22 protein-coding genes are annotated in these 19,358 nt (G+C 56.8%); 9 read left to right on the forward strand and 13 right to left on the reverse strand.

The genetic code is table 11. The annotated features are described in order from the left end of the window. From Q0526_RS05580 to Q0526_RS05590, 3 genes are read left to right on the forward strand one after another with little or no spacing between them, the layout of a single operon-like run. The gene (locus Q0526_RS05580) at window positions 1–765 is read left to right on the forward strand and encodes an acylneuraminate cytidylyltransferase family protein (protein ID WP_298731469.1); all 765 of its coding nucleotides are present in this window, start codon (window positions 1–3) and stop codon (window positions 763–765) included. Then, window positions 755–1,534, forward strand: a complete 780-nt coding sequence (locus Q0526_RS05585; RefSeq protein WP_298731470.1) for a threonine/serine exporter family protein — start codon at window positions 755–757, stop codon at window positions 1,532–1,534. The genes Q0526_RS05580 and Q0526_RS05585 overlap by 11 nt, the downstream gene beginning before the upstream one ends. Next, window positions 1,528–1,974 carry a threonine/serine exporter family protein gene (locus tag Q0526_RS05590; protein WP_298731471.1) on the forward strand — a complete coding sequence of 149 codons (447 nt, stop codon included), beginning with the start codon at window positions 1,528–1,530 and terminating at the stop codon, window positions 1,972–1,974. The genes Q0526_RS05585 and Q0526_RS05590 overlap by 7 nt, the downstream gene beginning before the upstream one ends. Window positions 1,975–2,032: 58 nt before the next feature. On the opposite strand, the gene Q0526_RS05595 is transcribed toward Q0526_RS05590, so the two are convergent. Together Q0526_RS05595 and Q0526_RS05600 are read right to left on the reverse strand one after the other, a co-directional pair. Continuing rightward, window positions 2,033–2,593, reverse strand: coding sequence for a DUF4830 domain-containing protein (locus Q0526_RS05595; protein WP_298731472.1), 561 nt, complete (start codon window positions 2,591–2,593; stop codon window positions 2,033–2,035). A 60-nt stretch (window positions 2,594–2,653) separates the two neighbouring features. Continuing rightward, window positions 2,654–3,514 carry a glycerophosphodiester phosphodiesterase gene (locus Q0526_RS05600; protein WP_298731473.1) on the reverse strand — a complete coding sequence of 287 codons (861 nt, stop codon included), beginning with the start codon at window positions 3,512–3,514 and terminating at the stop codon, window positions 2,654–2,656. A gap of 176 nt (window positions 3,515–3,690) precedes the next feature. Here Q0526_RS05600 and Q0526_RS05605 point away from each other — a divergent pair, with 176 nt between their 5' ends. From Q0526_RS05605 to Q0526_RS05615, 3 genes are read left to right on the forward strand one after another with little or no spacing between them, the layout of a single operon-like run. After that, window positions 3,691–4,374, forward strand: coding sequence for a response regulator transcription factor (locus Q0526_RS05605; RefSeq protein WP_298731474.1), 684 nt, complete (start codon window positions 3,691–3,693; stop codon window positions 4,372–4,374). A 17-nt stretch (window positions 4,375–4,391) separates the two neighbouring features. Beyond that, complete coding sequence (locus Q0526_RS05610) at window positions 4,392–5,912, forward strand: HAMP domain-containing sensor histidine kinase (protein ID WP_298731475.1); 1,521 nt, start codon at window positions 4,392–4,394, stop codon at window positions 5,910–5,912. A 19-nt stretch (window positions 5,913–5,931) separates the two neighbouring features. Further along, window positions 5,932–6,468, forward strand: coding sequence for a hypothetical protein (locus tag Q0526_RS05615; RefSeq protein ID WP_298731476.1), 537 nt, complete (start codon window positions 5,932–5,934; stop codon window positions 6,466–6,468). A 145-nt stretch (window positions 6,469–6,613) separates the two neighbouring features. Here Q0526_RS05615 and Q0526_RS05620 read toward each other — a convergent pair whose 3' ends face one another. Beyond that, entirely contained in the window at window positions 6,614–6,772 is a 159-nt protein-coding gene (locus tag Q0526_RS05620) for a DUF1540 domain-containing protein (RefSeq protein WP_298731477.1), read from the reverse strand. 127 nt (window positions 6,773–6,899) lie between these two features. Here Q0526_RS05620 and Q0526_RS05625 point away from each other — a divergent pair, with 127 nt between their 5' ends. Then, window positions 6,900–7,070, forward strand: coding sequence for a FeoB-associated Cys-rich membrane protein (locus Q0526_RS05625; RefSeq protein WP_298731478.1), 171 nt, complete (start codon window positions 6,900–6,902; stop codon window positions 7,068–7,070). Between the two features lie 104 nt (window positions 7,071–7,174). Here the strand turns inward: Q0526_RS05625 and Q0526_RS05630 are convergent, their stop codons facing one another. From Q0526_RS05630 to Q0526_RS05670, 9 genes are all read right to left on the reverse strand, one after another. Beyond that, a complete protein-coding gene (locus Q0526_RS05630) occupies window positions 7,175–8,002 on the reverse strand; it encodes a histidinol-phosphatase HisJ family protein (protein ID WP_298731479.1) in 828 nt (275 codons plus the stop codon). Window position 8,003: 1 nt separating this feature from the next. Beyond that, window positions 8,004–8,660 carry a bifunctional phosphoribosyl-AMP cyclohydrolase/phosphoribosyl-ATP diphosphatase HisIE gene (gene hisIE, locus Q0526_RS05635; RefSeq protein WP_298731480.1) on the reverse strand — a complete coding sequence of 219 codons (657 nt, stop codon included), beginning with the start codon at window positions 8,658–8,660 and terminating at the stop codon, window positions 8,004–8,006. A 111-nt stretch (window positions 8,661–8,771) separates the two neighbouring features. Further along, entirely contained in the window at window positions 8,772–9,530 is a 759-nt protein-coding gene (hisF, locus tag Q0526_RS05640) for an imidazole glycerol phosphate synthase subunit HisF (protein ID WP_298731481.1), read from the reverse strand. Between the two features lie 15 nt (window positions 9,531–9,545). Continuing rightward, entirely contained in the window at window positions 9,546–10,262 is a 717-nt protein-coding gene (hisA, locus tag Q0526_RS05645; protein WP_298731482.1) for a 1-(5-phosphoribosyl)-5-[(5-phosphoribosylamino)methylideneamino]imidazole-4-carboxamide isomerase, read from the reverse strand. A gap of 12 nt (window positions 10,263–10,274) precedes the next feature. Continuing rightward, on the reverse strand, window positions 10,275–10,892 hold the full coding sequence (gene hisH, locus Q0526_RS05650; RefSeq protein WP_298731483.1) for an imidazole glycerol phosphate synthase subunit HisH: 618 nt from the start codon (window positions 10,890–10,892) through the stop codon (window positions 10,275–10,277). Between the two features lie 27 nt (window positions 10,893–10,919). Beyond that, on the reverse strand, window positions 10,920–11,990 hold the full coding sequence (gene hisC, locus Q0526_RS05655) for a histidinol-phosphate transaminase (RefSeq protein ID WP_298731484.1): 1,071 nt from the start codon (window positions 11,988–11,990) through the stop codon (window positions 10,920–10,922). Window positions 11,991–12,006: 16 nt separating this feature from the next. Further along, window positions 12,007–13,296: a histidinol dehydrogenase gene (gene hisD, locus Q0526_RS05660; protein ID WP_298731485.1), complete on the reverse strand. Its 1,290-nt coding sequence runs from the start codon at window positions 13,294–13,296 to the stop codon at window positions 12,007–12,009. Further along, on the reverse strand, window positions 13,293–14,873 hold the full coding sequence (gene hisG, locus Q0526_RS05665) for an ATP phosphoribosyltransferase (RefSeq protein ID WP_298731486.1): 1,581 nt from the start codon (window positions 14,871–14,873) through the stop codon (window positions 13,293–13,295). The genes hisD and hisG overlap by 4 nt, the downstream gene beginning before the upstream one ends. A gap of 137 nt (window positions 14,874–15,010) precedes the next feature. Further along, window positions 15,011–15,403, reverse strand: coding sequence for a hypothetical protein (locus Q0526_RS05670; protein WP_298731487.1), 393 nt, complete (start codon window positions 15,401–15,403; stop codon window positions 15,011–15,013). Between the two features lie 169 nt (window positions 15,404–15,572). Between Q0526_RS05670 and Q0526_RS05675 the strand changes: the two genes are divergently transcribed. Both Q0526_RS05675 and Q0526_RS05680 read left to right on the forward strand, forming a co-directional pair. Further along, complete coding sequence (locus tag Q0526_RS05675) at window positions 15,573–15,935, forward strand: CidA/LrgA family protein (protein ID WP_298731488.1); 363 nt, start codon at window positions 15,573–15,575, stop codon at window positions 15,933–15,935. Beyond that, a complete protein-coding gene (locus Q0526_RS05680) occupies window positions 15,928–16,623 on the forward strand; it encodes an LrgB family protein (protein WP_298731489.1) in 696 nt (231 codons plus the stop codon). The genes Q0526_RS05675 and Q0526_RS05680 overlap by 8 nt, the downstream gene beginning before the upstream one ends. A 61-nt stretch (window positions 16,624–16,684) precedes the next feature. Here the strand turns inward: Q0526_RS05680 and Q0526_RS05685 are convergent, their stop codons facing one another. Then, on the reverse strand, window positions 16,685–19,327 hold the full coding sequence (locus Q0526_RS05685) for a cation-translocating P-type ATPase (protein ID WP_298731490.1): 2,643 nt from the start codon (window positions 19,325–19,327) through the stop codon (window positions 16,685–16,687). Between the last annotated feature and the right edge of the window lie 31 nt (window positions 19,328–19,358).

The raw sequence follows: 19,358 nt of genomic DNA on the forward strand, positions 1-19,358 counted from the left end.
ATGAACCGTCTGCTCATCACCATTTGCGGCCGTGCCGGCAGCAAAGGTTTCAAAAACAAAAATCTGAAAGTATTCTGCGGCAAGCCGCTGGTCTACTACTCGTTGAGTGCTGCGGAGCTGTTCTGCCGCAACCACCCCGAATTGCAGGTAGATCTAGCCTTGAACACCGACAGCGAAGAGCTGGCAAAGCTTGTCGCTGCGCAGTACCCGGAAGTGATTTACCTGCCCCGGGGCGCCGAATTGGGCGGCGACAAGGTTCCCAAAATGGCCGTCTATCAGGACAGTCTGCGCCGAATGGAAGAACGCACCGGCGCCCCCTATGACTGGCATATGGATTTGGACATTACCAGCCCGCTGCGCACCGCTGCGGATATTGAAAATGCCTTTGCCCTCAAGCAATCCCGGGAGGATTTGGATCTGGTGTTCAGCGTCTGTGAAGCACGCCGCAATCCTTGGTTTAATATGGTCAAGACGGTGGGGGATCATGTGGAACAGGTCATCCACAGCGAATTCACCGGCCGTCAGCAAGCCCCGGATGTCTATGATGTCAATGCCTCTATCTACGTATTCCGCCGGGATTTTCTGGCCCAAAACACCGATGGTATGTTGTGGCGGGGCAAGATCGGCGTCAGCGTCATGATGGATACCGGCATTATTGACATTGACTCGGAACACGATTATCTGCTCATGGAGGCCATTGCCGAGCATCTGTACCATCACTACCCGGAATTCAATGCCGTGCGGGAGAATATTCGTGGCGAGTGATACTTTTGAACAGCGGATGGATCTCGTGCTGGATGCCGGACAGCTTATGTTGGAAAACGGCGGTGAGGTGTTCCGTGCCCAGCAAACCATGGAGATCATGGCCCGCAGCCTGCATTTGCAGGAATTTCATGTCTATGTATTGACCAATGGCATTTTTGCCTCGGCAAGTCCAGCCGGCGGCGAGAGCCTGAGCATGGTGCGCCATGTGCCATTGGTTTCCATCCATCTAGGCCGGGTAGAAGCCGTCAATGCCCTTTCTCGGGCGCTGGCCACTGAAGAGCTGGACTTCTCCACCGCCCGGCAAAAGCTGGATGCTGCGCAGGCGTTGGATTCCCCCCCGCCCCGCGCCGAGCGTCTGGCCTGCGTGGTGGGCAGTGCCTGTTTTGCTTTTCTGTTCGGCGGCGCCCTGTTGGAAATGTTGGTTGCTGCCGTGGCCGGTTTACTGGAATCCGTCATCTGTCAACAATTCGGCAAACGGCGGATCAACCGTATTTTTACCGATATTATTGCCGCGTGGCTGTGTACGCTGTGGGCGCTGGGCATCAGCTTTTTTGTGCCCACGCTGGATGTCAATACCGCCACCATCGGTGCTTTGATGGTACTGACCCCCGGTGTAGCCTTAACGATGGGCATTCGGGACATCATCAATGCGGACTATCTTTCGGGCGCGATTCGGCTGCTGGACGCCGTACTCATTGCCGGCAGCATCGCCTGCGGCGTGGTGCTGGCATGGCTGGCCGCCCGCGGATTGGGGGCGATCGTATGGTGACACCACTATGGGTCCAGTATCTGGCCCAATTTCTGGTGGCCATTGTGGCGACCATCAGTTTCGGTGTGACCTTTCGGGTCCCGCCTCGGCATTATCTCGCCTGCGGCCTGACCGGTGCGGTGGGTTGGCTGGTCTATGTTTTATGTGCCGGTCTGTTCACTATGAGCGCCCCGGTGGCCACACTGATGGCTGCCCTGCCGCTGACCGCCTGCGCGCGGCTGTTTGCCATCCGCCACAAAGCGCCCATCACCCTATTTTTGCTGTGCGGTATTTTTCCGCTGGTACCGGGAGCCGGCATCTACTACACTGCCTATTATTTCTTGCGGGATGACCGCACGCTATTTGCCAACAAAGGGGTGGAAACCCTAAAAATTGCGGTGGCGCTGGCATTGGGAATCGCATTGGTATGCAGCATTCCCCTTAAACGCCACAAAAACTAACCCAAAACCGCCGGAGAATCGCAAAAGATTCTCCGGCGGTTTGTCGTATCGGTCAACCTTATTCGGTGGGATATTCAATCTCAGTTTCTGCTGCGGCTGCCTCCGCCTGCGGTTCCTCCAGCTGGGCCGCTGCGGTTTCGGCGCTGGCCTTTGCCGCCGTAATGAGTCCCGTCACCTCTCCGGACGGCTTTTGCAGCAGGTAGGCTCCGATCGCCTTCGCTTTGTAAACCAACAAAACGCAATAGGTGTCCTGATCGCCGGTGGATAGCTCGGGACAGAGCAGCGTCCATTTTTCCACCGTCTTTCCCTTGTAATCCGAAAGATCCAAATCGCTCTCCTGCACCACCTGATTGAACGCGGTAAAGCTGTCATCCCACTTTTTGGGGATCTTGACTTTATCCACCGTTGCCGACGCCAAATCGGTTTCGAAGCCATATCCGGTAAAATAGGTACCAATGTCCTGCGTGGTTTCAATGCCCGGGGCGGCGTCAGCATTGGCCGCTACCGCGCCGTCTGAAAAATGTACCGCTGCTGCCACCGTGCCGCACAGACACACCGCACACAGGGCAAGCGCACCCGCCTGCCGCAAACCGGGTTTTGTAACCGTGAATAAAAACATAAGCGCAGCCCCCTTGTCTTTGTTCCATGCAAAGATATGCGCGGGCTGCGCCGGATATGCTTATTTATACTTAGGTTCTGCTTCGTACCATTGGAAAATCACCGCATCGTTTTCCCGTTCCAGCCGGGCAATGTCATGTTCCGGCATAGCCGTCCACATTACCGTCATGGCCCCCAGCGCCGCACACAGCCGAATGGCCCAGTTGCGCTTGTCAGGGCACCAGGCGATGAAATCCGGCCGGGCCAGCAGGTTGCCGAAGCAGTGGGACAACAGATATGCCGGCAGCGCTGCCGTGCCGTAGATCCGGTGACGGCGGTAGCTATCCACCAACTGTCCCCGCGCCACACCGGGGGCTAAAATCCGCACCAAACGGACCACCCGGGGGTCAAAACTCTCAATGCAATAGGGACCGGAATACCCCTTGAGCGCAGTCAGCACCGCCCGGCAAAGTTCCAGCAGATAGCGGCCGCGATACTCGTACCGGCTTTTGATTTCAACAATTAATGGTGTGTTGGGGTTGGCCGCCGCTACCGTGCGCAAGACATCGGTAAAAAGCGGTGCATGTTCCCCGCTGCCTGCCAAAGGCAGTGACGAAACCACCGGCCACGGTGTGTGGGACACGCCCCCCTGTGCCGGCGTCATCCGGTCCAGTGTATCATCGTGAAAAACCACCAACTGGCGGTCCTTGGTAAACTGTACATCCAGTTCAATCCCATACCCGCCCTTGGCTGCCGCCGCAAAGGCCGGCAAGCTATTTTCCGGCGGGCGCTGCTGTGTGCCAAACAGGCCCCGATGGGCATAACTGCGGCCGCAGAATGGTTGACGCAACGCCGTGCGCGGCGCACCCGGCCAAACCAAAAACAACACCAATACGACAAACAGAATCGGTATCGCTGCCACCAACAGGAACCACCACAGCATAGCATCACTCCTTTCGTTTTGATTGTACCGCACCGGCCGAAAAAATGCAATCGCCCGCAAAGGGCAACGAGGCCGGGTGCAGAAATTTTATAGTTTTTTTCAAAAGTTTTCACAATTTCGCCACGGCAAAAGGATATTGTGGTAGAATAGAAAGTGTGAAAAAGGAGGCCGACTTTATGGCAAAAATTTTGGTCGTGGACGATGAACCGCGGATCCGGGATCTGATTCGCGAACATTTGCAATATGCCGGTTTCACCTGCGAGGAGGCAGGCGATGGCGCTGCAGCACTGAGCACGCTGAGTCAGGGCGGGATTGATCTGGTAATTTTGGACATCATGATGCCCTTTATGGACGGCATGACTTGTCTGCGCGAGATGCGCACCCGCAAAATTATGACGCCGGTCATTATGCTGACCGCTCGCAGTGAAGAATATGATAAACTGGCCGGCTTAGAGGGCGGCGCCGATGACTACGTGGTAAAACCCTTCTCCCCCCGGGAACTGGTGGCTCGGGTCAAGGCCGTTCTGGCACGCACTATGCCCAAACCGGAAGAGTCCCATGGCAGCTATGTGTTTGGGGATTTGCACATTGATACTGCCAGCCATACTGTAAAAATTGCCGGACAGGAAGCGCCCCTGACCCCCAAGGAGTTTGATTTGTTGGTCTTTTTGGTCAGCAACAAGGGCATCGCGCTGAGCCGGGAAAAGATCCTGCAAAAGGTGTGGAACTACGACTACTACGGCGAAGACCGCACCGTGGATACCCACATCAAGATGTTGCGCAGCCATCTGGGGCCTTGCCGCAACTATATTGTGACAGTATGGGGCATCGGCTACAAATTTGACCCCGATACCCTGTAAAAAGGAGTGCAGAAAGCTTGAAACAAGGCATCTCCAAACCGCGGCGGGGTTTTGTGTTGAGCATTCGGTGGCAGTTGATGCTGTTCATCGGGGCCATGACCCTGCTGACCTTGGCGCTGGTCTGGGGTGTGATCACCTACGCGCTGGTGCCCCAGTATAACCGCACCATCCGCGCCAAGCTGGAGAGCAAAACCACCGCCATCGTAGCCATGATCGATCAAAGCGAGGTTCCTATCTCCAACCGGGACTTTGGCATCTTGGTGCTGAACAACGATTTTTGGGAAGGCGTGAACGACACCTTCCAATCCAAGACCATCAATGTGGACGGCTGCTGTGTAGACTTCAGCGATTCCACCCTGCGTTGCCTCAAAGCCTACGAAAGCATGTACCCCTGCATGCTCCATGAGAGTACCGGCGCTTTCGGCGGGAACTTTGGGTATAATGTAAACACATCGCTGGTCATTCAGATGCGTCAGAAGCTGTTTGAAACCGGCAGCCTCTACGAAGTCGTACGCTCCGGGTCCAGCCAGCAGATGCTGGTGGGACAATTATCGGCCGACGGCAAATACGGTGTGATTGTCTCCACCAGCCTAGCCCAAATCTCCACTGCCGCTGAGGTTTTGCGGTCCATTCTGGGCCCGTTGGCACTGCTTTTGTTGTTCTTTGATCTGCTGTTCGCCATGCTGTTCAGCCGGTGGTTCACCCGCCCCATCGAGCGGCTCTCTGCCGGTGCGCAGGAGATTGCTTCCGGCAACTACGATGTCCAGATCTCGGTGGTGCATCGGGATGAGATCGGCCGACTGGCGGAAGACTTCAACCATATGGCCGCGGAAGTGAAACGCAGTGCCCAGTTGGAGAAGGATATTCTGGCCAATGTCAGTCACGATTTGCGCACCCCCTTGACCCTCATCAAAGGATATGCTGAGACGGTGCGGGATCTGACCGGCACCGACGATGCCAAGCGCACCGAGCAGTGCAACATCATTGTGGATGAGACTGACCGGCTTTCCACGCTGGTCAACAGTGTGATGGAATTGAGCAAGGTGCAAAACGGCTCCGAAAAGCCCAATTTGGTGGACTTTGATATGAGCGAACTTTGCTTTGAGGTCGCGGGTCGCTATGACGCACTGTGCGACCAGAATCACTGGACGCTTCAGTTGGAAGCCGACCACGCCGCCCCGGTCAGCGCTGACCCTGCCATGATGGAGCGGGTGCTGCACAACCTGCTGGGCAACGCCTTCCATCACATTGGTGAAGATGGTGTGGTGGTGTTGCGGGTACTGCCGCAGGAAACCGGCTGCCGCGTAGAGGTGGAAGACCATGGTCCCGGGATTCCGCCGGAAGATTTACCGCACCTATTTGACCGGTACTACCGTGCCCGCCAAGACGCCGGCAAAACCGGTACCGGGCTGGGCCTTTCCATCACAAAGGCCATTCTGCAGCAACATGGCTTTGCTTTTGGGGTGAACAGCGCCGTGGGCCAAGGGTCCACCTTCTGGTTCACCATGCAGGACACCCGTACGCAACCCCATCCCTGAATTGTCGGAGGTAATCGCGATGGATAAACTCAACCGTGAAATGGATGAACAACTGAAAAACCGTGTGGCCGATTTGACCGCCCACAACGATGAAACCGGTGACGGCAAACTGGACGCTGCCGACCTGAAAGCCCAACTGAACCGCATTGAGGCTCAGTTGGAACTGCAGGACCAACAAAACCGCCATATCATGCGCAACCAACGGCTGCGCATGATGCTGAGCATTGCTATGACAGCCGTATTACTGATAGCACTGGGAGTTTTTTGGTACTACTCCCGCACCGCCTACCAACAGGTGATGGAGTCCACCGCGCAGGTAAATGAACTGGCTACCACCGTGCAAAGCAGTCTGGACACGGTAGACCCCGAAGCGTTGGATTCCATGATGCAGGATCTGCCGGAAATTACCGAGCAGCTCAAGCGCATTGATGTGGATGCCCTGAACGAGGTGCTGACTGAACTACCCACCCTGATGGACAATGTCAACAAACTTCAGGCGCAGGTAGATTCCATCAACAGTTGGTTCAACGGATTGGGGTCGATGTTCCGTTCCTAAAAGTTTCCTACCGTTTGCAGGGTGGGAACGGGTTATCGATCGCAAGGGTGCCGTACAAGCGCTGCCATTTCCACTATAAACAAACCGGGCCGCAGGGAGAGACTTCTCCCCTGCGGCCCGGTTCGTACGGCAGTGCCGGCTATCCTCAGCGCTGGCGGTAGCTCTGGCAGTAGTGCGGGTTATCTACGCCCTGATTGCCATTCTCGGAATGCTCAGTGATCTTGATCGCGTCCAGATTGCACGTGCAGCCGTTCTGGTTGTACGCACAGGAGCAAACATCACAGGTAACGTTGGTATTCTCCATTTTGGCTCACCTCCTTACCGGTAGTATGGCCAACTGTCGGCTTTTTATGCGTGCCGCCTTGCGCAAACCGTTCCCCTTGTGCTATACTGAACAGGAAGGGATGCGCTCCATCCCGGGAGGTACCAACATGAATCTTGCAAGTGTTATCGTTTTGGTCGTAGTCTTTGTGCTGCTGGCATTGGCGGTATTGTTTATCAGCCAAAATGGCGGTTGGCAAGGCGGCTGCGGCGGCAACTGTGCTAGCTGCCACAATAAGTGCGCCACCCCCAAGCCTAAAGAGGAAACCAAGAAACCGTAATATCGGGCCCTTTCTCTGACCGGAAAGGGCTTTTTTACTGTAAAAAATCGCCCTGTGGCACCCATGGCGCCGTAGGGCGATTTTCTATAACTCTTTGTGCTTACTCAAAGAGAACAGGCCTGAAAGCCGTCCTTGCCCAGCACCTGCACCTTAGAATAGCCCAGTGCCTTGAGCTTGGCTGCTGCTTCTTCGTAACCGAAGGTGAGCGCCTTGGTATCGTGGGCGTCGGCGGTGATCACCACATTGCCGGACAACGCCAGCCAGTCTTTCAGGATCTCGTCCGAGGGGAAGAAGTCCTTGCGGAACCCACGGTACACCGCCGAGGTATTGACTTCCAGCACGCAACGGTTGCGGGCCGCCACCATCAGCGCGGCGTCGGCAGCCGCTTTGTAGCGGGGATCCTGTTCATCGAAGAACTTGCCGTCCCCATTGATCTTTTTGATCAAATCGAAATGACCGAGGATGGTGGGCTTTTTCTCCGCCACTTTGGCCACATTGGCAAAGTAGGCTTCCACCACAGCCAGCCCGTCGCCGTCAAAATCGTCGGCAATGCAGGCAGCCAGATCACTTTCCCGCCAGTCGATCTCGTAATATTTGCCGGTCTTGGGTCCCTGCACATAGTGGCAGCTACCGATGCAATAATCATAATCTGCCGGGTTATCATCGCTGAAGAGGTCCCACTCCAGCCCGCAGAGAATATCCAGCTTACCGGCATAGCGCTCTTTCAGCTTGGCAACCTGCGCTTTGTAGAGCGCCGTGCGGCTTTTGGTCATGCAGTATTCCAGATCGCAGGGGGTGTGGCTATGACCACTGAAGCCCAGCGTCTGCAGCCCGGCGCGCCACGCCGTAACCGCCATTTCCTCTAAGGTATTTTTGCCGTCGCACAGTTTGGAATGTACGTGGACGGAACTTTTCAGATATTCGCCCGCCATATTACTGCATCCTTTCCTGCTTTACTTTATGGTCAATGACATGCCGTTTTTCCAGTTCTTTGGTGATATCCTCCACCGAGATGCCCAGCTCGATCATCAGCACCATGACATGATAGGCCAGATCGCTGATTTCGTAGATGGTTTCCTCTTTGTCCCGTTTGCTGCCGGCAATGATAACTTCGGTGGATTCTTCCCCCACCTTTTTGAGGATCTTTTCCAGCCCTTTGTCGAAAAGATAGCTGGTGTAGCTGCCCTCTTTGGGGTCGGTCTTACGGCCTTCGATCAGTTCGTACAGTCCCTGCCAGGTGAACTGCTTGAGCTCATCCGAAACATAGACCGGATTGAAGAAGCAGCTCTCGGCACCGGTATGGCAGGCAGGGCCTTCCTTGATTACGTCGATAACCAACGCATCCTTATCACAGTCCGCCGTGATGGAAACAACGCGCTGCACATTGCCCGACGTTTCACCTTTGCGCCAGATTTCCTGCCGGCTGCGGGACCAGAACACCGTGCGTCCTTCGGCAATGGTCAGGGCCAACGTTTCCGCGTTCATATAGGCGAGGGTCAGCACTCCCTTGGTATAGTGATCCTGCACGATGGCGGGAATCAACCCATGGGAATTGAAATGGAGCGATTGAGAATTTTGGGTGATTTCCATCTTGAGAAACCTCCTGCTCAAGAACGTTTGGTGCGGGCCGCACCGATGGCACCGCCCGCCCCAAGAAAATATATGTATAGTGTACCTGTTTTTGTCGCGTTTGGCAAGGGGTCAGAGCCGCATTTCCACGCCATTTTGCCGCAGATAGTCTTTGAGGTCCCGAATCAGGACCTGTTTGGTGTGGAAGATGGAAGCGGCCAACCCCGCATCTACTGCCGGATGCTCTCGGAACAAGGTGAGGAAATCCTCTTTGCAGCCGGCTCCGCCTGAAGCGATGATGGGCACCGCGCACCGTGCTGCCACCGCATCCAGTAGTTCCAGATCAAAGCCATTTTTTACGCCGTCGGTGTCGATGGAGTTGACCACCAATTCTCCGGCGCCATTGTGGACCCCTTGTTCCAGCCAGTCCAACGCGTCGATGCCGGTGTTTTCTCGGCCGCCTTTGGCAAAAAGCATAAACTTACCGTCCACCCGCTTGATGTCGGCGGAAAGCACGACGCATTGGTTGCCGTACTTCTGGGCCGCCACCGAAATGATGCCGGGATTGGCAATGGCGCCGGAATTGACACTGACCTTATCGGCACCGCACTTGAGGACTCGGTCAAAATCTTCCAACGTGCGGATACCGCCCCCCACTGTTAGAGGGATAAAGATCTGGCTGGCTACCTGCCGCAAAATGTCCGTAAAAAGGGTGCGCCCCTCCACACTGGCGGTGATGTCATAGAACACTAGTTCATCGGCCCCCGACTCGTTGTAGAAGCGGGCCATTTCCACCGGGTCAGCCAGATCCTGCAGCCCTTCAAAGTTAACGCCCTTGACCACCCGGCCGTTTTTCACGTCCAGACAGGGAATGATCCGTTTGGTAATCATCGTCGGTTCCTCCTTTTACGTCTGATAGCGACGCACGGCCTCGGCCAGATCGATGGCGCCGGTATAGATGGATTTGCCCAAGATAGCTGCATGGCAGCCCATGGCTTGCAGCGCTTCCAGTTCCTCCATCCGGGCAATCCCGCCCGAAGCAGTTACCTCGATGCCGGGGATGGTCAGCAGTTCCCGATACAGGTCCAAATTGGTTCCCTGCAGGGTGCCATCCCGGGAGATATCGGTGGCGATGATCGCCCCTACCCCAGCCGCCGCACACCGACGGCAGAAATCCACCCCCGGTTCCGGGGTGACTTCCTTCCAGCCATTGACGGCTACATACCCCTGTTTCATGTCCACCCCCACAGCGATCTGCGGGCCGTAGGTTTGGGCCATCTGTTGGGTAAAGGCAAAGTTTTTCACGGCAACGGTGCCGAGGATACAGCGGTCTACCCCGAGGTCCAGATACCGGCGGATGCGTTCCTCGTCCCGGATGCCGCCGCCCACCTCAATTTTCAGTCCACCCAATTTGGCAATGGCTGCAATAGTTTGCAAATTGGCGGTGGTGTCGTCCTTCGCGCCATCCAGATCCACCACATGCAGATACCGGGCCCCAGCCTCCAAAAAGGCTTGTGCCTGCGCCACCGGGTCGGCGTTATAGACGGTCATCTGATCATAATCGCCCTGATAGAGCCGCACAGCCTGTCCGCCGCGCAGATCAATGGCAGGATAAAGTTTCATCAAAGCCCCTCCTTACAGTTCGGCAAACGCCTTCAGCAGGCGCAGACCGGTATCACCGGATTTTTCGGGGTGGAACTGGGTGCCATACACATGGCCGCTGCGCACCGCACCGGTCACCGGAATGCTGTACTCGCTGGTGGCCAAGGTGGAGGAGGCACACTGTTTGGCGTAATAACTGTGTACATAGTAGACATACTCTCCATCCCGCACATACCGGAACAGCGGATCCGACGCCCGTTCGGGCACAATGTGCAGCGCGTTCCAGCCAATGTGGGGAACCTTCAGCGTCGGCTCCTGCAAATCGTCCGCCAAGGGGCAAACTTCCCCGGGAATCAACCCCAGACCGGTATGTTCCCCGTACTCATAGCTTTTTTCAAAGAGCAACTGCATACCCAAGCAGATGCCCAGCAACGGCTTATGCTGGGTTTCCTCTTTCAGCACCGGCACCAATCCCGTAGCTTCCAACTTGGCCATAGCATCGGCAAAGGCCCCCACGCCGGGCAGCAGGATGTGGCTGGCCGCCCGCAAGTCCGCAGCGTCGCCGGTGACCCGCACTTCGGCGCCCAAACTCCGAACACTGGACGACAGGCTGAACAAATTGCCCACACCATAATCCACAATGGCGATCATAACATTTTCCTCCTCATTGGTAGTTCCTCAGCACTGCGGGGGCAGGATCTCGTCCAGTGCTGCAAAGAAGCGCTGCATCTGTTCCGGCGTGCCGATGGTAATACGCAGATACCGGTCGATGCGGGGCGCGTTGAAGTAGCGGATCAGGATGCCCCGCTGACGCAGCGCCTCAAAGATTTGTTTGCAGGGCATCCGGTCGGTGGTGACAAACAAAAAGTTGGTGGCAGAATCCAGCACGGTAAAGCCCCGGGCCCGCAGTTTCTCGGTGGTGTCGGCCCGGGTGGTCAGTACCTTGCCGGTCACCGACCGGAAATACGCCTCATCCCGGATAGCCGCCGCCCCTGCCGCCTGCGTCAGCGAGTTAACATTATAGGGGCTATAACTGAACTTGACCCGGTTCATATCGGCAATGAGTTCCGGCCGGGCCAAACAGAAGCCCAACCGGGCCCCCGCCAGATTATGGGTCTTGGAGAAGGTGTGGGTAATCACCAGATTGTCATACCGCGCCAACAACGGCAGGCAGCTAGCCCCTGCCGGGGCAAATTCTATATAGGTTTCGTCCACAATCACAATATTGTTGGGGTTGGTGCGTACCACTTCCTCGATGGCCTCCACTGGCGCCAGCAGGCTGGTGGGGGCGTTGGGGTTGGCAATGACAATGGTCTCGTGCAGCCCACAATATTGTTTCAAGTCGATGGTAAAGTCCTCTTTCAGAGGAATGACATGCTGGGGAATGTGCAACAAATCACAGAGTACCGGATAGAAACTGTAAGTAATGTCGGCAAAAGCCAGCGGGGTTTCCTCATCGCAGAATGCCCGCAGAGCCAGCAGCAAATTCTCATCACTGCCGTTGCCGCAAAGTACGTTTTCCGGGCTGACGCCCCAGTGATCGGCAATGGCTCGGTTGAGGTCGGCATTGGTCAAGTCGGAATAAAGGCGCAGCCCCGGTACTGCCGCCGCCACCGCCGCCGCCACACCGGGTGCCGGCGGGTAGGGGTTTTCGTTGGCATTGAGCTTAACCAGATTGTCGATTTTCAGCTGTTCGCCGGGAGTATAGGGTTCCAGCGCAGCCAGTGTCTTGGTAAAGTAACGGCTCATCCTTGCTGCCCTCCGCTCACTGGTCCTCAAACCGGATCGTTACGCTCTTGGCATGGGCGTGCAGGCCCTCGTGCTCGGCAAAGTTGGCGATCCGCTTTTCTACCTGCCCCAGCGCTTCCCGGGTATAGTAGATAAAGCTGGACTTTTTCACAAAGTCATCCACGCCCAACGGGCTGCTGAACCGAGCGGTGCCGCTGGTGGGCAACGTATGGTTGGGTCCAGCGAAATAGTCGCCCAGTGCTTCCGGCACGTTCTTACCGAGGAAGATACTGCCGGCGTTTTCCACCTGATTGAGCACCGCAAAGGGATCGTCCACGCAGATTTCCAGATGTTCCGGCGCGATAATGTTGACGGCCTCGATGGCTTTCTTCATATCGTCGGTGACGATGATCTTGCCGTTGGTATCCACACTGGCCCGTGCAATGGCCGCCCGGGGCAATTGGGGAATCTGTACTTCCAGTTCCGCCTGCACGGCGCGGGCCAGCTCCCAACTATCGGTAACCAGTACCGGGGTTGCCAGTTTGTCGTGTTCGGCCTGACTGAGCAAGTCCGCCGCTACCCAAGCCGGGTTGCAGCTACCGTCCGCCAGCACCAGAATCTCGGACGGGCCGGCAATCATATCGATGCCCACCTTGCCGAACACCTTCCGCTTGGCAGTGGCCACATAGATGTTGCCGGGACCTACGATCTTGTCCACAGCGGGCACGCTCTCGGTGCCGTATGCCAGCGCAGCTACCGCCTGCGCACCGCCGGTCTTAAAGATGCAGTCAATGCCTGCAATTACCGCCGCTGCCAGAATGCCCGGGTTCACCTTGCCGCCGGGCCCCGCCGGTGTGGTCATCACGATCTGGCGCACCCCCGCCACCTTGGCAGGGATCACATCCATCAGTACCGTGGACGGGTAAGCCGCCGTACCACCCGGCACGTAGACACCGGCCCGTTGGATGGGAGTGTATTTCTGGCCCAGCACCACGCCGGGCTTATCGGTCAGCACAAAGTTTTTGTGGAGCTGCTGCTCATGGAAATGGCGGATGTTTTCCGCCGCCATCTTCAGGGTGGTGATGAATTCGGGGTCCTGTGCATCCAGTTCCGCAAAAGCTTCGTCGATTTCCTGCTGGGTGACCTGCACCGAGGTCATCTCGGCATGGTCAAACTTAGCCGCATAGTCCAGTAAGGCTGCATCGCCCCGGGCACGTACATCGGCAATGATGGCGTCCACCGTCGCCTCCACGTCCGCCTCGGCACGGATATCCCGGTTCAGAATCTCTTCGGGTTTGACTTCCTCGAAATTGTACAGGCGAATCATTGAGCAAGCGCCTCCTTCATCTTGTTGAGCAGCTCGGTCATCTGCTGATATTTGAATTTATAGCTGGCTTTGTTGGCAATGAACCGGGCCGAGATCGGCATAAACGCTTCAATCACCGTCAGATCGTTTTCCCGCAGCGTCGTGCCGGTCTCTACAATATCCACGATCACATCGGACAGCCCCAAAATGGGCGCCAGTTCGATAGAACCGTTGAGTTTGATAATATCGATGTCACGGCCTTGCCGCTCGTAATGGTCCCGGGCGATGTTCACGAACTTGGTGGCTACCCGCAGTGCGCGGCTTTCATCATCCACAAAGTCCTTGGGGCCCGCCACGCACATCCGACATTTGCCCATGCCGGTATCCAGCAGTTCGTAGACGTCCGCATTGGATTCCGCCAGAATATCCTTTCCTACAATGCCGATGTCCGCCGCCCCATGTTCCACATAGATGGCCACATCGCTGGGCTTGACGAGGAAATACCGGACCCCTGCCTCAGGGTTTTCCACCGCCAGCTTACGGGACTCGTTGTAGTCCTCGTTGGCGCGGTAGCCGGCCTCTGCCAGCAAACGGTAAGCCTTGTCCCCCAAACGCCCCTTGGGCAGGGCGATGTTCAGCCAGACCTTCTCGCCGTCGGACCGGGTCTGGCCGCTTTGTCCGGTCAGCCGTTCCAATTCATCCAGATAGATGGCAAATCCAAGGGCGTTGGCCCCCGGCGTAAAGCGCTGCATCAGGTAGTCATACCGACCGCCTTTAAGCACCGCTCTGGGGGCGCCCGCCACATAGCCGGTGAATACCAACCCATTGTAGTATTCCATCTCATCGGCCATGCTCAGGTCCAACTGGGTCCCGCGACCTTCCTCCCCCAGTTGATTTTGCAGCGCCTGCAATTCTTCCAGCGCCTCCCGCTGGGCCTCACTGCGGCAGCTTGCCCGGGCCGCCGTCAGGGTAGCCCCCAACGGTCCATGCAGCCGCAGCAACCCGCACAGTGCTTCGGCAGCGTCCTCATTCAGCCCTTCCGCTTTGGCGGCGGCTTGCAGTTCATGGGCGTTTTTCTCGTTGAGCAATTCCAGCAGCCGGCCCCGCGCGGTCTGGGGTACCTGCAAGGCATCCAGCAGGCCGGTGACAAAGCCCATATGGCTCACTTCCAACACGGTGGGCACCTGCAGCGCTGCCAGACTTTGCAGCGCCAAACGCACCACTTCGGCCTGTGCCGCAGCGTCCACCGCCCCCATGCATTCCAACCCCATCTGGTGGATGGTCTGGAAGGTGTGGCTTTCCCGACTGGGGCGGCACACTTCCTCATTATAATAGAACCGCTTGCAGCTCCCCGGTGCCGGCTGGGCCGTCTTGGCGATGGACAGCGTCACATCGGGTTTGATGGCCCGCAGCTTGCCATCCAAATCAGTGAAGGTCACCACCTGTGCGTCAGGCAAAAAACGCTGGTATTCCTGATAGAGGGCATATTCCTCAAACCGGGAACAGCGGTATTTGCGGTAGCCTGCCTGCTCGTACAATGCACGCAGTCGAAACGTTGCCTGCTCGGCGGGGGTGAAATTTTGCAGCTGAATTTCCATAAAGTTCCCTACCCCTCCACACATATAAAAGCATTATACTTTAGTGCAATAAAGTTGTAAAGTGCATTTTTATACAGTAAAATACAAAAAGGCGCACCTTTGCCTGTGACAAAGATGCGCCTGATGCGTTGGTTCTATCAACCCTTGCAGCCCTGTTCGTCCCAATCACCAAAATCTGCCGGGTCTGCGATTTTGGTGGCGTCGTACTTTCCGTCCGCCGTTTTGGGGACCTCCACCGCACCCAATTCTACCGGGTTGGCGTTGGGGGTATCATCACCCGTCTGCACCGGATGAGCGGCCACAGGCGGCTGATATACGGCATCGGTTTCCGGGGACGCGGTGGCAGGGGCTTGTTCAGCCTCGGCAGACGCATCGTCTTCGGGCTCGGCGGCGTCGGTTTCAACCTCGTCCTCCGGGCCCACAATATGCTCATACTCCTCACCGTGCTCCCGCTTTTGCAGCACATACACGGCAGCGCCCACAGCAGCGGCACCCACGGCCAAACCGGCCAATTTCTTCAGCAAAGACATGTCAAAACCTCTTTTCCCATTCCCCGATCGGGTTTTGGGTTAGTATACCACACTCTGCATCAAAATACAAGTGGCACATAATTTCACATTTTTTTGCTTCGTGGGAATTGTAGAATTTCTTTGAAAGTGGTATGATGGGACAGCATTTTAGCATAAAGAGGGATTGTATATGAAGTTCGTGTTCCAATTCGCCCGGATTGTAGGCTTTTGCCTGCTGGGCGAGATCTTGGCGACCGTACTGCCGCTGCCTATTCCGGCCAGCGTTTACGGCCTGCTGCTGATGGTAGCCGCCCTGCGCCTAGGGTTGCTGCGGCTGGAACAGGTACGGGAAACCGGCCTGTTTTTGACAGGGATCTTTCCCCTGCTTTTTGTGCCTGCCGCCAGCGGCGTTATGGAATTGGGCAGCCAGATGATGGAGGTCATCGTACCGGTGTTGATCGCCATTGTCCCCATCACCGCGCTGGTAATGGCGGTGACCGGCTGTGTAGCCCAGCATTGCACCACTGGGCGGGAGGTGCAGCGCCATGAGTGAGTTTTTACAAAACTGCGGCAGTTGGGGCGTTTTTGCCACGCTGGCGGTTTATGCCTTGGGGGTTCTGATCAACCGCAAGACGAAATGGGCCCTGTGCAATCCGCTGCTGCTGGGCAGTATTTTTATGATCGTCTTCCTGCGCTGTTTCGCCATTCCCTATGCCGATTACAGTGCCAGCGCAGCCCCCGTCAACTGGCTGTTGGCTCCGGCCACCGTCAGTTTGGCCATTCCACTGTATGAAAAGTGGGAACTGCTGGAAAAGAATGTAGGGGCGATTCTGGCCGCCATCCTCGCCGGTGTGCTGACTAGTCTGGGCAGTGTGCTGCTAATGGCTTGGGTGCTGCGGATGGAACGTGCCAACGCCGTGACTCTTCTGCCTAAATCGGTGACCACCGCAATCGGTATGGACATTGCCGAAACCTTGGGCGGTACCGCTGCCTTGGCAGGCGCGGTCATTATTCTGACCGGTATTGCAGGCAGCTTACTGGCGGAAACGGTCTGCAAGGTTTGTCATATCACCGATCCCATTGCCAAAGGATTGGCTTTAGGCACTTCGGCCCACGCGGTAGGCACCAGCAAAGCCTTACAGATGGGCGAAGTGGAGGGCGCCATCAGTGGGCTGGCCATTGCGGTAGCCGGCGTGCTGACTGCCGTGTTGGCGCCCGTGGCAGCCAACTTCCTGCCGTAAAAGACACAAAATAAGGACCCGCTTCTTTTGGGGAAAAGCGGGTCCTTATTGTTTGGCTGCATTAGCGTGTGGGGGCGGCATGGCGCTGTATCCATTTAACGCCTTCCACAATGGGGATTACCAGTATCGCCAGACTGACCGCCAGCAGATATTCCCGCGGCGAGATGGGCGTAAAGCCGAACAGGTCCGCCAATACAGGAATTTCCAGCACAGCCGTAGTCAACAACAAACTACCCAGCATGGCTCCCCAGAGCACCGGGTTATGGGTGTGCAGTGTGAAAACGCTTTGACGCTGACTGCGCAGATTGAAACTGTGGAAGATTTCACACATACTCATCGTCAAAAAGGCCATCGTCATACCATCCGGGCTGGCCCCTCTGGGCATTTCCCATCCGCCCACCTCGATACAGTGGCCCAGCAGATAGGAGATCATCGTGATAACTGTGATCAGCACCCCTTGGTAAGCAATATCCAATCCCAGTCCTCCCGCAAAAATTCCGTCAGTGGCGCGGCGCGGTGCGCGGTGCATCAGGTCGGGCTCGCCCTTTTCCATGCCCAGCGCCAACGCCGGGAAGCAGTCGGTGATCAGGTTGATAAAAAGGAGATGCACCGGGTTGAGCAGCGTAAAACCTAACAAGGTTGCTCCAAATACCCCCAGCACCTCACTCATATTGGAAGCCAGCAAAAACTGGATGGACTTGCGAATGTTGTCGTAGATTCGGCGGCCTTCCTCCACAGCGGCCACAATGGTGGCAAAGTTGTCGTCGGCCAACACCATATCCGCCACATTTTTCGTCACGTCCGTACCGGTGATGCCCATACCAATGCCGATGTCTGCCATCTTAATGGAGGGCGCATCGTTGACACCGTCGCCCGTCATCGCCGTAACAGCGCCCCGTTTGCGCCATGCTGCCACGATGCGGGTCTTGTGTTCGGGCTGGACCCGGGCATAGACCCCATACCGCTCCACGGCTTGTTCCAACTCCTCGTCAGAGAGGGCATCCAGTTCTGCGCCGGTCAGGGCTTGCTCCGGTGATTCAATGATTTGCAGCTGTTTGCCAATGGCCACGGCGGTATCCTTATGGTCACCGGTGATCATCACCGGTCGGATGCCCGCTTGCCGGCACTCTGCGATGGCGGCAGCCACCTCGGGACGTACTGGGTCCATCATGCCTGTCAGACCCAAAAAACAAAGGTCTTGTTCCCACTGCGCAGGGTCTCCCTCGGCAGGTCGCTGGAGCCAGCGGCGTTCGGCTGCAGCCAAAACTCGCAATGCCCTGTCAGCCATAGCCTTATTTTGTGCCAACAGCGCCTGACGCTTGGTATCGGTCAAGGGGTATATCTGCCCATTTTCCTGATAGGTAGTACAGCGCTGCAAAACCACATCCGGTGCGCCCTTGGTGTACTGCACAAATTCGCCTGCCACTTCATGAATCGTGGACATCATCTTTCGTCCCGAATCAAAAGGAGCTTCCGCCACGCGAGGTTGCTCAGCCGCCAGCCGGTCCTTGGAACGCCCCTGCGCCGTCGCGAAATCCACCAGCGCAGCCTCGGTAGGTTCTCCTTCTGCCGGACCGTTTGCCACAAACACCGCGTCGTTGCACAGCGTCATAGCGGTGGCCAATGGCTGGGTATCACCGCAATGCTCCACCACCGTCATACGGTTTTGGGTCAGCGTGCCGGTTTTATCGGTACAGATAACCTGCGTGCAGCCCAGCGTTTCCACCGCAGTCAGGCGGCGGATAACCGCATTGCGCTTGCTCATGTTGGTCACACCAATGGACAAGACCACCGTGACCACCGTAGCCAGTCCCTCGGGGATGGCTGCCACCGCCAACGAAACCGCCACCATAAAGGTGGACAGTACGCTTTGCACCGTGAAAGAACCCGCCAAGAACAGGTCGAACACAAAGATAAATACACAGATGCCCAGCACCAGTTTGGACAAGGTTCGCCCCAGTTCGGTTAAGCGGCGCTGGAGCGGGGTTTGTTCTTCCTCATTTTGGGATAGTGCTCCGGCGATTTTCCCCATTTCGGTCTGCATTCCGGTAGCAGTGATCACCGCACGGCCCCGGCCATAAACCACCGTGGAGCCCATATAGCACATATTTTTTCGGTCACCCAGCGGCACTTCCTGTCGGTTCGCCAAACCAAGCACCTGTAAGGTCTTCGTGACCGGTACACTTTCTCCGGTCAGGGCAGCCTCCTCAATCTTCAAGCTGGCACTCTGCAGCAGCCGGCCATCGGCAGGGACGCTGTCCCCCGCTTCCAATACCACCACGTCGCCGGGGACCAGTTCCTCGCTGGGGATCACCCGCTGTTTCCCGTCCCGCAGCACCTTACAGGTGGCTGCTGTCATGGTCTGCAACGCTTCGATCGCCGCCTCAGCCTTACTCTCCTGCAAGACGCCTAGCGCCGCATTCAGCAGTACCACCACCAAAATGATGCCCGCCTCGGCCACATGATCCCCCGCCAGATAGTTGGTTACCCCCGACACTACCGCGGCCACCAGCAGAATCACCAGCATGGGGTCTCGCAACTGGGCGATAAACCGCTGCCACAGGGTGGGTTTAGGGGCTTCCCGCAACTTGTTGGGACCTGTCTCTTTTCGCCGTGCATCGGCCTGTTGCTGGGTAAGGCCGGTTTCGGTGGTCCGTAGTTGCCGCAAAAGGTCTTCCATCGGTTGTGCATATACCGGTTTCATGGCAGAGTCCTCCTTTTCGGTGCGTATAAAA

Source organism: uncultured Subdoligranulum sp., from assembly GCF_937890665.1.

Bases quoted from the DNA above. Each gene is read 5' to 3' on its own strand.
- hisA (WP_298731482.1), bottom strand. From the start codon at position 10,262: ATGAAACTTTATCCTGCCATTGATCTGCGCGGCGGACAGGCTGTGCGG.
- hisH (WP_298731483.1), bottom strand. From the start codon at position 10,892: ATGATCGCCATTGTGGATTATGGTGTGGGCAATTTGTTCAGCCTGTCG.
- hisG (WP_298731486.1), bottom strand. From the start codon at position 14,873: ATGGAAATTCAGCTGCAAAATTTCACCCCCGCCGAGCAGGCAACGTTT.
- Q0526_RS05630 (WP_298731479.1), bottom strand. From the start codon at position 8,002: ATGGCGGGCGAATATCTGAAAAGTTCCGTCCACGTACATTCCAAACTG.
- Q0526_RS05625 (WP_298731478.1), top strand. From the start codon at position 6,900: ATGAATCTTGCAAGTGTTATCGTTTTGGTCGTAGTCTTTGTGCTGCTG.
- Q0526_RS05600 (WP_298731473.1), bottom strand. From the start codon at position 3,514: ATGCTGTGGTGGTTCCTGTTGGTGGCAGCGATACCGATTCTGTTTGTC.
- hisIE (WP_298731480.1), bottom strand. From the start codon at position 8,660: ATGGAAATCACCCAAAATTCTCAATCGCTCCATTTCAATTCCCATGGG.
- Q0526_RS05595 (WP_298731472.1), bottom strand. From the start codon at position 2,593: ATGTTTTTATTCACGGTTACAAAACCCGGTTTGCGGCAGGCGGGTGCG.
- Q0526_RS05620 (WP_298731477.1), bottom strand. From the start codon at position 6,772: ATGGAGAATACCAACGTTACCTGTGATGTTTGCTCCTGTGCGTACAAC.
- Q0526_RS05590 (WP_298731471.1), top strand. From the start codon at position 1,528: ATGGTGACACCACTATGGGTCCAGTATCTGGCCCAATTTCTGGTGGCC.
- Q0526_RS05605 (WP_298731474.1), top strand. From the start codon at position 3,691: ATGGCAAAAATTTTGGTCGTGGACGATGAACCGCGGATCCGGGATCTG.
- Q0526_RS05685 (WP_298731490.1), bottom strand. From the start codon at position 19,327: ATGAAACCGGTATATGCACAACCGATGGAAGACCTTTTGCGGCAACTA.
- Q0526_RS05670 (WP_298731487.1), bottom strand. From the start codon at position 15,403: ATGTCTTTGCTGAAGAAATTGGCCGGTTTGGCCGTGGGTGCCGCTGCT.
- Q0526_RS05580 (WP_298731469.1), top strand. From the start codon at position 1: ATGAACCGTCTGCTCATCACCATTTGCGGCCGTGCCGGCAGCAAAGGT.
- hisC (WP_298731484.1), bottom strand. From the start codon at position 11,990: ATGAGCCGTTACTTTACCAAGACACTGGCTGCGCTGGAACCCTATACT.
- hisD (WP_298731485.1), bottom strand. From the start codon at position 13,296: ATGATTCGCCTGTACAATTTCGAGGAAGTCAAACCCGAAGAGATTCTG.
- hisF (WP_298731481.1), bottom strand. From the start codon at position 9,530: ATGATTACCAAACGGATCATTCCCTGTCTGGACGTGAAAAACGGCCGG.
- Q0526_RS05680 (WP_298731489.1), top strand. From the start codon at position 15,928: ATGAGTGAGTTTTTACAAAACTGCGGCAGTTGGGGCGTTTTTGCCACG.
- Q0526_RS05615 (WP_298731476.1), top strand. From the start codon at position 5,932: ATGGATAAACTCAACCGTGAAATGGATGAACAACTGAAAAACCGTGTG.
- Q0526_RS05675 (WP_298731488.1), top strand. From the start codon at position 15,573: ATGAAGTTCGTGTTCCAATTCGCCCGGATTGTAGGCTTTTGCCTGCTG.